The following is a 12,657-nucleotide window of genomic DNA, read 5'->3' as shown; positions in this document are numbered from 1 at the left end:
CCGACGACTCGCCCCCGGTCGCGCGGCGGGTGACGGCGGCGACGGGTGTACCGGTGCCCGAGGACCGTACGAGATCGGCGAGTTGGGAGACGTCGGTCTCGCCCAGCAGTGCGGCGAGCGGGACCTCGACGCCGTGCTCGGCCTCCAGGACGGAGCGGAGCCGGACCGCGTGCAGGGAGTCGAGGCCCTGCGCGACCAGCGGCCGGGTCGCGGAGATCCGGTCGGTGGTGGTGCCCAGGGCGTCGGCGATCCTGGCCAGGACGTCCGCGCCGATGGGATCGTCGGCGAAGAGCGCGGCGGCGCTGTCGTCGGCGGGAGTGGCCCCCGTGCTGGTGGCGAGGGCCTGGAAGTCGCCGGCGGTGTAGCGCTCACGGGTGGCGCGACGGCGGATCTTGCCGCTGGAGGTGCGCGGCAGGGCGCCCATCTTGACCAGCACGATGTCGTGGAGAGCGAGTCCGTGTTCGACGGTCACGGCGCTCCGGATGGCGGTGAGCACCTCGTCGGCGTCCTCGTCACGGAACTTCCGGCTGACCTCGTGGAGCAGGACGACGCTCTCCCCGGTGCCGTCGTCGGTACCGAAGGCGGCTGCCCGGTTGGGCACGAGGAGTTCGTGGCTGAGCTCCGCGGTGTACTCGATGTCCTGCGGGTAGTGGTTGCGGCCGCGGACGACGATGAGGTCCTTGATACGGCCGGTGATGAAGAGTTCGCCCTGGTGGCGGAAGGCGAGGTCGCCCGTGCGCAGGTAGGTGCGACCGTCGGGCTCGGCGAGTTCGGCGCGGAAGGTGGATTCGGTGAGTTCCGGGCGGCGCCAGTAGCCCTGGGCCACGGATCCGCCGGTGACCCAGACCTCGCCGGTCGTTCCCTCCGCGGCGGGCAGCAGCGTCTCCGTGTCGACGACCAGGATCCGGTCCTCGCCCTGGATGTCGCCGCAGCCGATGAGCGTGGTGCCCGCGGCGCCGTCCGCCGGCGGCTTCGGGCCGTCCTCGGTGAGGGTGACGGCGAGGGGCTCGGCGCCGGGCTTGCCACCGGTGACGAAGAGGGTGGCCTCGGCCAGCCCGTAGCAGGGGTGGAAGGAGGAGCGGCGGAACCCGGCCGGGGCGAAGACCCGTTCGAAGTCGTCGAGGGTCCGGCGGCGGACCGGCTCGGCGCCGATCATGGCGTGTTCCCAGGTGGACAGGTCCAGTCCGGCGATCTCCTCCTCGGTGACCCGCCGGACGCACTCCGCGTACGCGAAGTCGGGGGCCGCGCTCATGGTGCCGCCGTGCCGGCTGATGGCGTCGAGCCAGCGCAGCGGGCGGCGCAGGAAGGTCATCGGAGCCATCAGGACGCAGGGGAAGCCGCTGTAGAGGGGCTGGAGGATGCCGCCGATGAGACCCATGTCGTGGTAGGGCGGCAGCCAGCTGACGCCGACGCTGTCGTGGGTGGACCCGTTGGCGCGGGCGATGGTGCGCGAGTTCTCGATCAGGTTTCCGTGCCGCAGCACGACGCCCTTGGGCGAGCCGGTGGAGCCGGAGGTGTACTGGAGGAAGGCCAGCGCGTCCCCGCCGGGGGTGACCTCCGCCCAGGCGTCACCGGCCTCTCGGGCGACGATGTCGGTGGCTGTCCAGGACAGCTCGGAGAGTGCGCCGAGACTGTCGCCCATGTCCTGGATGAGCCGGAGGGTGGAGTCGTCGGTGAGCGCGACGGTCGCCTCGGCGTCGATGACGATGTCCATCAGCCGGTCCAGGCCCCGCTTGCCGGAGGGCGGGTAGACGGGGACGGCGGCGGTGCCGGAGTAGAGGCTGCCGAAGAATCCGACGATGTACTCCTCGCCCGGCGGGTACAGCAGCAGGGCCCTGCCTCCGGCGGTGCCCTGCTGCTGCATGGCGGCGGCGGTGGCGCGGGCCCGGGTGTCGAGTTCACCGTAGGTCAGCCGGCGCTCCGAGCCGTCTTCCTCGAGCAGGACGTACGCGGTGGCCTCGGGGGTGGCGGCGGCTCGGGCACGCAGCATCTGGACGAGGTCGGCGGGGCGGAACGACATGGTTTTCCTCCGGGTTCCGGGCAGGATTCGCGGGCACGTCTGCCCGTGGCGCGGCGCTTCGGCGGGCCACGGGCCGGGCGGTGGGGCCGTGCCGCGGCGTACGACGGCCGGCCGGGCACGGCCGGTTCAGGGATGGTCGATCAACAAGCGGTACAGGCAGTCGGCACCGAAGCGGACCGCCTCGGCGGGGACCCGCTCGTCGGCGTCGTGCATGTTCTCCTGGTAGCGGGAGCCGGCCGGCAGCAGCATCGGCAGCCAGCCGTAGCAGTCCATACCGAGGTTGGCGAAGAGCCGGGCGTCGGTCGAGGCCGGCGTGATCATGGGGATCGGGACGCCCTCGGGGTCGGTGGCCCGCAGGATCTCCACCAGCCGCTCGTAGAACGGGCCGAACTCGGGCTCGGCCTTGGGGTTGCGGGACCCTTCGAGCAGCAGCTCGATCCCCACCTCGTCCCCGAGCCGGCCGGAGGCGCTGAACTCGTTGAGCAGGGCCCGCAGTTCGGCGACGTAGTCCGCGACGCCGAAGTCGCCGGGGAGGATGCGGCCGTCGAGGTCGACGGTGATCTCCGCCGGGATCATGTTGATCTTCTCGGGGGTGCGGATGATCGTCGCATTCACCGTGTGCCGGATGGTGGAGTCCAGGTAGACCGCATCCGCCGTGTCCATCAGGTCGTACGGGACGGTCGTACGCTCCCCCTTGCGCAACGCGGTCAGCTCCGCCGCGAGTTCGTCGCCGACGACGGTGCTCATCTCCTGGAGCATCCGGTCGAGAGCGGGGGTGAGGTGGACGGGCAGGCGGCCGTCGCGCAGTGCGGTGAGCACCTCGGTGAGCTGGTGGACGGCGAGGTTGGGCCAGCCCTGGCGGGAGGCGTGTCCGCCGCGGCCGCGCAGGGTCAGCCGCAGCCAGCAGGCCCGCTTCTCGGCGACGCCGACCGGGTGGAAGCGCCGGTTCGGGTCGGCGGTGAGCACCGCGCCGCCGTCCTCGCCGATGCAGTACGGGATGCCCTCGAACAGCTCGGGGTGGTGGGTGGCCAGCCAGCCGGCGCCGACCCGGCTGCCGTTCTCCTCGTCGGACACCACGGCGAGCAGGACGTCGCCGGCGGGTGCCTCGCCCCGGGCGCGCAGGGTGAGCAGCGCGGCGAGCATCATGGCGAGCCCGCCCTTCATGTCGATCGCGCCGCGGCCCCAGACCTCGCCGTCGATGAGCAGCGCCTCGAATGGCGGGTGGGTCCACTCCTGACCGTCGGTGGGCACCACGTCGGAGTGCCCGTGCAGCAGCAGCGGGGGCGCTTCGCCCCGGCCCGGAACGCGGGCGATCAGGTTAGGCCGCTCCGGATCGGGGCCGAGCAGCCGGGACTCGATGCCGGCCTCGGCGAGCAGTCCGGCGATGTACTCGGCGCAGCCGCGCTCCTCCCCGGGCGGGTTCACACTGCGGAAGCGGATGAGCCGGCGCAGGATCGGGATGGGGTCGACGGCCTCGGCGGTCTCTGGCGGTGCGGACATGGCCGTTCCTTTCGTCGGAGGTCGGGGCGGGATCACAGCAGGGTGGCTGCCCGGTTCCACAGCTGGGCGGGGCTGCCCCACAGCAGGGCGTCGAGCGCGGCGCGCCGGAAGTACAGCTGGATGTCCGCGTCCTCGGTCATGCCGTGGGCGCCGTGCACGTGGAGACCTTGCGCGGCGGCGTCGCGGACGAGGTCGGCGGCGAGTGCGAGCGCCTGCAGGACGGCCAGTTCGGCGTCGGTGCCCTCGTTCAGGTCCCGGGCGGTGTCCTCGGTGAAGGAGCGGACCGCGGTGATCCGGGCGAAGAGCGCGGCGAGGGTGAAGGCCACGCTCTGGTGCCGGGCGAGCGGCTGGTCGAACTGGACGCGGCTCCTGGCCCGCTCGACGGCGAGGGCGAGGGCGCCCTGGGCCTGACCGACCAGGGTGGCGGCGTGCCGGACACGGACGGTGGCGAGCGCCCGGCGCCAGGCGTGTTTCGCCGGCCCCGGGTCACCGATCAGCCGGCCTCCGTGCAGCGGAACTTCGTGCAGGTCGACGCAGTGCAGGTCGCCGCGGCTGATGTCGTCGTGGCGCCGCACCGTGATGCCGGGGTCGTCGGCGCGCACCAGGGCGAGGGCGGTGCCGGCGGCGACCGTACCGACGACGAGGATCCAGTCGACGGAGTCCGCCCAGCCGACGAACCGGCGGTGCCCGGACACCCAGGGGCCCCCGGGGCCCTCGCCGAGGACGAGCGGTGCGGGCTCGTACGGGTCGTCGGTCCCCGCGGCTCGGGGCGCGAGGGCCACGGTGGCGGCGCCGTCCGCGACGGCGTCGAGGAGATCGGCGTACGTGTCGCCGGCGTGCGCGCCGAGAGCGGTGACGAGTTCGGCGGCGGCCGCCGTGTCCAGGTAGGGGCCCCGGAACAGGGACCTGCCCATCATGGCGCCCAGGGCGACGAGGTGTCCGGGGGACTCGGTGCCGTCCACGACCGTGTCGAGCACGCCCGTCTCGGCCAGGGTCTCCCAGACCGCGGCCCGGGCGTCGGACTGCTCCGGTGCGACCGGTCCGCCCCCGAGGGCCCGTTCGCCCATCCTCCTCAGGGTGGGGGCGAGGTCGCCGTCGAAGAGTTCCGCGAGTTCGGCCGGCAGGGCCGCGACGGAGGTCATGGGGGTGGTCCTCTCAGACTCTCGGGGTCACGTTGCTTCAGGAGAAGAGTTCGAGCCCGGTGGCGGCGATGATCTGGAGCATCACCTCGGAGGTGCCCGAGGCGAGCGTGTGGGCGGGGCTCTGCCGGTAGACGGCCTCCAGCCGGCCGAGGTCGGGGCCTTCGCCGTCCCAGCTGCTCAACAGCCCGTCCAGCCCCATGACTTCGGCGCCGAGGCGGACGACATCGTCGGACTGCTGGGTGATGAACCACTTGGAGGCGGCCGACGCCACCGGGTCGGGCTCCCCCGCCGCTTGGGCGCGGACCATGCTCCAGGCGAGCGCCCGGCCCGCCTTGAGCCGGGCGTCGAGCTCCGCCAGCCGCCGCGCACAGCCGGGCTCGGTGATCCGGCCGGTGCGGCGTGCGTCCGCGACGACCGCGTCGAACCAGCGGCGCAGCTTGGCCTGGAAGTCCATGCCGGTGCGTTCGAGCAGCAGCATGTCGTTGACGGGCTGCCAGCCCTCGTCCACCCGTCCCACCACGTGCTCGGCGGTGAGCCGCACATCCTCGACGACGACCTCGTTGAACCGCTCGTTGCCCATGCTCCACACCGGGTTGATCACCACTCCGGGAGAGCGGAGCGGCAGCAGGAAGAGAGTGATGCCGTGGTACTTCACCGGGCCGTCGTCGGTGCGGGCCGCGCACAGCGCCCACTCGGCGAACTGCGACTTCTGGTTGAAGATCTTCCGTCCCGACAGCCGCCAGCCGTCGCCGTCCGGCACCGCACGGGTACGCAGCGCGGCGAGGTCGGAGCCGCAGTGCGGCTCGGTGAACAGCACGGTGGCGATCTCCTCGCCCCGGGCCAGGGCGGGCAGGTGCCGGGCGCACTGCTCGGCGGTGCCCGCCTCCAGCAGGAACTGGCCGACCGTGCCGATGCTCAGGACGTGCTGGTCCTCGGGGACGCCGTGCAGCACCATCTCCTCGAGGACGATGCCCGCCTCGACGGCCGACAGGCCCAGCCCGCCGTACTCCACCGGCCAGGCGGGTGCCAGCCAGCCCTTCTCGCCCAACCACCGGTACACGTCGAGCAGGCCGCTCTCCTCGCGCGGGCCGTACTCCTGCATCGCGTCGACGGCCTTGTGGACGCGGTCCTCGGCGAAGAAGTCCCGTACCTCCTGGCGGAAGGCCCGCTGCGCGAGGCTGAGCCATCCGTCCACGGGTCCGACGCCGGTCGGCCGGGCCTCGGCCGTCCCGTTCTCGCTCACGCCTGGGCCCCCCGCTGTCCGGCCCGGGCTCCGTCGAGGATCTCCTGGAGCAGGTCGGCGACGGCACCGACGTGCGGTGGCGCCACCATGGCGTAGTGGTCGCCCGGCGCGCGGCGGTGAGTGAACCCGCCGGTGGTACGGGTCTGCCAGTAGCGGGCGCGTTCATCTGCCTCGGGGGCCTCGGAGGTGACCAGCGCCAGCGGGACGTCCGTGGTGCGCGGGTGCCAGACGGCTCCGGCGCGCACGGTCGTGACGAAGGTGCGCATGCGGGCGGCGAGTTGCGCGGTGTCGGCGCCGGGCGCGAGCTCGGATGCGGCGATTCTGCGTGCTGCCACGGCGATCTGCTCCTCGTAGTCCAGGGCGTCGATGTCGTCCAGGGCGGGCATCCCGGTGTCCTCCTGACCGCGCAGTCCCGCCAGGTCGGCGGCGTAGAGAGCGATGGCCCGGGCGGTGCTGGGGGGCTCGGCCAGTTCGGGCGGCACATCGGTGTCGAGCAGTGTGATCACCGCGATCTGGGCCCCCGTCGCCCGCAGCGCATGGGCGGTTTCGAAGGCGAGGGCGCCGCCGGAGGACCAGCCGCCCAGGTAGTAGGGGCCGGCGGGCTGGGCGGACAGGATGGTCCGGGCGTGTGCCGCGGCCAGTGCCGCGACCGGGTCGCTCTCCCCGGCGTCCACAAGCGGTGCTGGAAGGGCGTGGAGGGGCTGTCCCGGGTGGAGGCCGGCGGCGAGCGGGACGTAGGGGGCGACCGAGCCGCCGCTGGGGTGGACGCAGAAGAAGACGGGACGTTCACCGCCGGCGGCCAGTACCACGGGTGCGGCCTCGGGCGACGGTCCGGACGCGTCGCGAGTAGCGGGTGAACCGCTCTCGCCGGCGGACGGGTTCGCGGTCGCGGACGCTCGCGCCGCGTCGACCACTCCCGCGAGCTGCTCCACCGTCGCGTGGGTGAAGAGCTGCCTGAGCTGGATCCCGGCGCCCAGCACCTCCTCGATACGGGCGAGCAGCTGGGTCGCCTGGAGCGAGTTGCCGCCCACCATGAAGAAGTTGTCGTCGCGGGCGAAGTCCTTGTCGGGGAGCAGCCCCGCCCAGATTCCGGCGACGGCGCGCTCGGTGGCGGTCGCCGGGGCCTGACGGTCCTTGCGCACCCGCTGTTCGGGCTCGGGCAGCTTCTTGCGGTCCAGCTTCCCGCTCGGGGTCAGCGGCAGCGCGTCCAGCGTCACGAAAGCGCTGGGCAGCATGTACGGCGGGAGGTCCTCGGCGAGGTGGGCGCGCAGCACGGCGGGATCCGGCCGGGTGCCGGCCGCCGGCACGACGTAGGCGACGAGCCGCGGCCCGTCAGGCGGTGTGTCGAGGACGACGACCGCAGCCTGGCGCACCTGGGCGTGCCGGGAGAGCACCTGCTCGATCTCGCTGGGTTCGATCCGCAGTCCCCGGATCTTGACCTGGGTGTCGGCCCGGCCGAAGAACTCCAGCTCGCCGTCGCCCCGTCGCAGCGCCAGGTCGCCGGTGCGGTACATCCGGCTGCCGGGGGACGCGAACGGGTCGGGCAGGAAGCGCTCGGCGGTCGCCCCGGACGAGCCCGCGTAGCCGCGGCTCAGTCCGAGGCCGCCGATCCACAGCTCGCCGGCCACTCCGCGCGGCGCCGGTCTGCCGAACGGGTCGAGGACATACGCGTACTGGTTGGCGAGCGGCCGGCCGATAGGCGGGCTGGCCGAGCCTTTCTGCGGACCGCACAGATGGTCCACGGAGGCGACGGTCGTCTCGGTGGGTCCGTATCCGTTGTGGAAGGCCCGCCTGCCGCCGTCCCGCCACCGGTCGACGAGGTCGCCGGGGAACGGCTCCAGTCCCACGAACAGGTTCCGCAGGTCCGGGAGTCCGGAAGGGTCGAGCACGGCGAGGATCGACGGCGGGATGTCCGCGGTGGTGACCCGCTCCTCGCGCAGCAGGGCGGCCAGCGACCCGGGGTCGAGGAGGGTGCCGCGCGGTGCCATGACCAGGGTGGCGCCGGAGGCGAGCGCGCTGTAGATCTCGAAGACGCTGACGTCGAAGGCCGGGTTGGCGAACTGCAGCATCCGGTCGTCGGTGGTGAGGCCGAACATGTCGACCGACGAGGTGGTGAAGTTGACGGCACTGCGGTGCTCGACGAGGACGCCCTTCGGCTTGCCCGTCGAGCCCGAGGTGAAGATCACGTAGGCCAGGTTGCGCGGGTGGACGGGGAGGTCCGGCCGGGTGCGCGGGCTGCGCTCCAGCGTGTCCAGGAAGTCGGCGGCACGCCAGTCGAGGCGCCGTGTCGTGGCGGGAAGTGCGTCGCCGAGCGCGCCCTCGGTGACGACCAGGGTGCTGTCGGCCCGCTCGAGCATGTAGCCGAGCCGGTTGGCCGGGTGGACCGGGTCGAGCGGCACGTAGGCGCCGCCCGCCTTGAGGATCGCGAGCTGGGTGACGATCAGTTCCGGTCCGCGCTCCATCAGGATGCCGACCCGGCTCTCCGGGCCGACGCCCAGGTCGCGCAGGTGGTGGGCCAGCTGGTTGGCCCGCGCGTCGAGTTGGCCGTAGGTCAGGCCGCTGCCCAAAAAGCGCAGGGCGGGCTGTTCGGGGTGCAGGTCGGCCCGCCGCTCGACGAGCTGGTGCAGGGCCGAGCCCGCGGTGGCGTACTCCCGGTCGGTGAGGTTGTCGCCGCGGACCAGTTGGCGGTGTTCGGCGTCGTCGAGCAGCCCGATCCGGCCGATCGGTGTCCCGGGATCGGCGACGACGGCTTCCAGGATGCGGCCGTAGTGTCCGATCAGCCGGTCGATGCGCTCGCTGTCGAAGAGCTCGGTGGAGTACTCGATCCACACCCGGTAGCCCTCGCCGGGAACCTCGGTGAGCTGGAAGGCCAGGTCGAAGCGGGAGGTGCCGACGATCAGCGGCACCTGTTCGATGCGCAGTTCCCCCAGGTCCTCGCCGTCCGCGGCGGCGTTCTGCAGGGTGAAGGAGATCTGGAAGAGGGGGTTGCGCCCCGCCTCCCGCTCGGGCTGCATGGCGTCGACGAGCCTGCCGAAGGGCACGTCCTGGTGCATGAGGCCGCCCACGACGGTCTCGTTCGTACGCGCCAGGAGGTCGCGGAACGTGGGCTCGCCGGAGAGGTCGGTGCGCAGCACCAGGGTGTTGGCGAAGAAGCCGACGAGCGGCTCGGTCTCGGGCGCCGTGCGCCCGCTGACGACCGACCCGACGACGATGTCGTCCTGTCCGGTGTAGCGGGACAGCAGTGTCTGGAAGGCGGCGAGGGCCACGGTGAGTACGGTGACGCGCTCGCTGCGGGCCAGGCCGACCATGGCTTGTTGCAGGCTCGCGGGCAGCCGGCTCTCGCGTACCGATCCGGCGCCGGTCGGCTGCCTGGGTCGGGGCCGGTCGCTCGGGAAGTCGAGGACGGGCAGGCCCTCGAGGCGCTCGGTCCAGTAGGCGAGCCGGTCCTCGAACGACGGCTCGGTGAGCTTGCGCCGCTGCCACACGGCGTAGTCGGCGAACTGGACGGGCAGCTGCGGCAGCGGATCAGGCAGTCCGGCCGCCTCGGCCGCGTACCGCGCCATGATCTCGCGGGAGACGATCGCGGTGGACCAGCCGTCGGTGGCGATGTGATGGATGTTGAGCAGCAGGACGTGCTCGTCGTCGGCGAGCCGGAACAGGCTCGCCCGCAGCACCGGTCCGGCTGCCAGGTCGAAGGGCCGGCCGGCGCCCTCGGCGACGAGCTCGGTGACGTGCTTCTCCCGCTCGTCGCCGGGGAGTTCACGCAGATCGGTGAGGTCGAGCGGCACCGGGGCCGGGTCCTGGACGATCTGGTACGGAAGGCCGTCGGCGCTGCCGTAGCGGGTCCGCAGGATCTCGTGCCGCTCCACCACCGCGCTGATCGCCCGGCCGAGGAGGACCGGGTCGAGCGGTCCGGTCAGGCGCAGTGCGAGCGGCGCGTTGTAGGCGGCGGAGCCGGGGTTCCAGCGGTCCAGGAACCACAGCCGCTGCTGGGCCGCGGCGAGCGGCAGACTGCGGTCGCGGTCCGCGGGCTCGATGCGCTGCTCGGTCCGGCGACTGTTCCGCAGCCGCTGGAGGGCCTGCCGGGCACCGCCCGCCGCGGGGGTGCCTGCGGCGGGCGGTGCCGGGGGCGCGGGCTCGCCGCGGACGGCGTCGGGCAGGGCTCCGGGCGCCCGGACGGCCCGCCGTGGCACCCGCTTGAGGTCACTCATCTCCCGCTCCCGGCGCATTGTCGGTCTCCTGGTCCTGCGGTGCCTGCGGTGCCAGCACGACCGCCGTCGACTCCCCCGCCAGCGCCCGACGCACCGGCTCGGCCCTACGGCCGTCAGCGATCAGCACCTCCGGGACCGAGCCGACCAGAGCCTCGCGCGCGGCGATGAGCTTCACGGCCATCCCGCCCTCGGCGCCCGGCGGGGTGCCGTCGAGGGGCAGTTCACAGCGGTCGAGGCGGCTGGTCTCGTCCCGCGGGTCGGCGAGCACGCCGGGGGCGGCGGTCAGGAACACCAGTCGCCGGGCACTCAGCGCCACGGCGACGGCGGCCGCCGCGCGGTCCGCGTTGACGTTCACCGGCCGGCCGTCCTCGGCGAGCGCGGGCGGCGAGACGACCGGGGTGATTCCGGCGTCGAGCAGCACCTTGAGCGCGGCCGGGTCGACTTCGTGGATACGCCCGCTGTGGTCGTCGCGCACCAGCACGGTGCGGCCGTCCACCCGGGCCCGGATGGCGGTCTTGCGGCGGGCCCGCAGCAGGCCCGCGTCCACGCCGGTCAGCCCGACCGCGGGCACCCCGTGGCCGGCCAGCTCCACCAGGACGGCCGGCTTGACCTGCCCGGCCAGTGCCAGGGTCAGCACCTCCAGTGTGGCGTCGTCGGTGTACCGCGAGGTGACGCCGCTGCGCGCCGTGATGGTGCGCTGCGGTACGCCGAGCCGCGCGGCCAGCTGTTCGAGTTCGGCCGAGCCTCCGTGCACCAGCACGACCCGCTCACCCGCCTTGACCAGCGCGGCGACATCCGCGCACACCCGGGCCGGGTCCACTCCGGCGGCCCCGCCGCATTTCACGACGGTCAGTCCGTCTGCCACTGCCTTCCCCTCCTTCGAGTCTTCCGGTCTTCCTGGTCCCGCCGGTTCACACCGGGTGCAGGCCGGTGAATCCGAGACCGAGGGTCTCCGGCCGGCCGAAGCGGATGTTCATGGTCTGTACGGCGTTGCCCGCACCGCCCTTGACGAGGTTGTCCAGCGCCGCGACGAGCACCGCGCTGCCGTCCTCCGGGTCCGTGGAGAAGCCGATGTCGCAGAAGTTGGAGCCGTTGAGGATCTTCGGCTCGGGCAGCCGGTACAGGCCGCGCTTGTGCGCGACGATCCGTACGAACGGCTCGTCGGCGTAGTACGCGCGGTAGAGCTTGCGCAGCTCGCGCTCGCCGAGCGTGACGCCGTCGGCGGCGTCGACGCGGATCAGCACCTGCACTCCGCGCACCGCCTCCACGCCGGTCGCGCTCATCCGCACGGTGAGGCCGGTGCCCTGTGCGACCTCGGCCTCGTGCCGGTGTTTCTGCGGCTTGAACACCCGCATGGCGCCGCTGCGCTCGGCATGCAGGTTCATGGCGTCGGCGCTCACTCCGGAGCCGCTGGAGCCGACCCGGCCGTCGACGGTGACGTCGGGGCGGATCAAACCCTCGGCCGCCAGCGGGTACAGCGCGAGGGTGGCCGCGTTCGCCATGCAGCCGGGCATGGAGATCCGGTCGGCCGTGGTGAGCTCCTTGCGGTGGCGCTCCGGCCAACCCGTGACGAACTCCGTCAGCAGCTCGGGCCGGGGGTGCTCGCCGTAGTAGCGGGCGTGCACCAGCGGGTCGCGCAGCCGGAAGCCCCCGCTCAGGTCGATGACGACCGGTGCCTTCCCGGTCAGCTCCGGAATCAGCTCCGCCGCCACCGAGGGCGACAGGGCCGTGAAGATGACGTCGCAGTCGGCGACGTCCTCCGGCGCGCAGAAGAGCAGCTCGGTGCTGCCGCGCAGATTGGGGTGGACCGTGTCCACCCTGCGGCCGGAGAGTCTGGTCGACACCGCGCTCACGATGTCGGCTTCGGGGTGGCCGAGCAGCAGTCTGAGCAACTCTCCACCGATGTACCCTGACGCGCCGTAGACGCCGGCACGGATCACGGAGACCTCCAGGTCTGAAACTGTCTGAGCTGTGTGAACCGTCTGAACCGTCCGGGCCGGCGGGCGTCGGAGGTGCGGCGGCGGTCCCCGGACGTCAGGCGCCCGGGGAGTCGGAGCCTCAGGACTACTCGCCCCAGTCCTCTTCGACCTCGGGGGCGAGCGCGAGCAGCAGCGGCTCGGCGGTGATCACTTCGAGTTCGCTCAGGCAGTCGCCGCATTCGACGATCTCGCTCTGGCGCACGCCCTCCGGGACGGCAACGCCGTTCTCGCACTCCGGGCAGGTGGTGACCGCGGTCGCGGTGGTCATCCCGTTCCTCCTCGTGTCGGTCGGACCGGGTCATCTCTCCGGCCGGATACGAGCGTCACCGCCGGACAGCGGCTCGGAACAGTCGGGGGAATCCCGGACAGCCCGTGCGGGCCTCCGGTGGCGCGCCGCGTAGGGGTTCCTCCCGACTGTCACGGGGGCCGGCTCGCTGCGAGCCTCGAAGCCGGGGTCGATCGACCGCCCGACATCCCACGCACCCCGGAGGGGCTGACATCACCATGTCTGAGGCCGAGTTCACGTCTGAAGCCGAGTTCGACGAAGAGGTCTTCCTGTTTC

At 72.8% G+C, this 12,657-nt stretch carries 8 protein-coding genes; all 8 read right to left on the bottom strand.

Annotation, left to right across the window (positions count from 1 at the left end):
* The coding region (locus ABTX62_RS37280; protein ID WP_352120338.1) for an AMP-binding protein at window positions 1-2,020 on the bottom strand (2,020 nt) is incomplete at its 3' end.
* A 126-nt stretch (window positions 2,021-2,146) separates the two neighbouring features.
* Window positions 2,147-3,520 (bottom strand): M20/M25/M40 family metallo-hydrolase, encoded by a 1,374-nt coding sequence (locus ABTX62_RS37275; protein WP_352120337.1) that lies wholly within the window; start codon window positions 3,518-3,520, stop codon window positions 2,147-2,149.
* A gap of 32 nt (window positions 3,521-3,552) precedes the next feature.
* Window positions 3,553-4,662, bottom strand: a complete 1,110-nt coding sequence (locus ABTX62_RS37270) for an acyl-CoA dehydrogenase family protein (protein ID WP_352120336.1) — start codon at window positions 4,660-4,662, stop codon at window positions 3,553-3,555.
* 37 nt (window positions 4,663-4,699) lie between these two features.
* Window positions 4,700-5,905 (bottom strand): acyl-CoA dehydrogenase family protein, encoded by a 1,206-nt coding sequence (locus ABTX62_RS37265; RefSeq protein ID WP_352120335.1) that lies wholly within the window; start codon window positions 5,903-5,905, stop codon window positions 4,700-4,702.
* The gene (locus ABTX62_RS37260) at window positions 5,902-10,116 is read right to left on the bottom strand and encodes a non-ribosomal peptide synthetase (protein WP_352120334.1); all 4,215 of its coding nucleotides are present in this window, start codon (window positions 10,114-10,116) and stop codon (window positions 5,902-5,904) included. The genes ABTX62_RS37265 and ABTX62_RS37260 overlap by 4 nt, the downstream gene beginning before the upstream one ends.
* Entirely contained in the window at window positions 10,109-10,981 is an 873-nt protein-coding gene (locus ABTX62_RS37255; protein ID WP_352120333.1) for a [LysW]-aminoadipate kinase, read from the bottom strand. Before ABTX62_RS37255 ends, ABTX62_RS37260 begins: the two co-directional genes overlap by 8 nt.
* A 46-nt stretch (window positions 10,982-11,027) precedes the next feature.
* Complete coding sequence (argC, locus tag ABTX62_RS37250) at window positions 11,028-12,056, bottom strand: N-acetyl-gamma-glutamyl-phosphate reductase (RefSeq protein ID WP_352120332.1); 1,029 nt, start codon at window positions 12,054-12,056, stop codon at window positions 11,028-11,030.
* Window positions 12,057-12,180: 124 nt separating this feature from the next.
* Window positions 12,181-12,363: a lysine biosynthesis protein LysW gene (locus ABTX62_RS37245; RefSeq protein WP_352120331.1), complete on the bottom strand. Its 183-nt coding sequence runs from the start codon at window positions 12,361-12,363 to the stop codon at window positions 12,181-12,183.
* Window positions 12,364-12,657: the final 294 nt, after the last annotated feature.

It is taken from the genome of Streptomyces sp. NPDC096046, assembly GCF_040303285.1.
Lineage (GTDB): Bacteria > Actinomycetota > Actinomycetes > Streptomycetales > Streptomycetaceae > Streptomyces.
The sequence above is the reverse complement of the archived record's forward strand: the minus strand, read 5'-3'. Positions and strand labels throughout refer to the sequence as shown.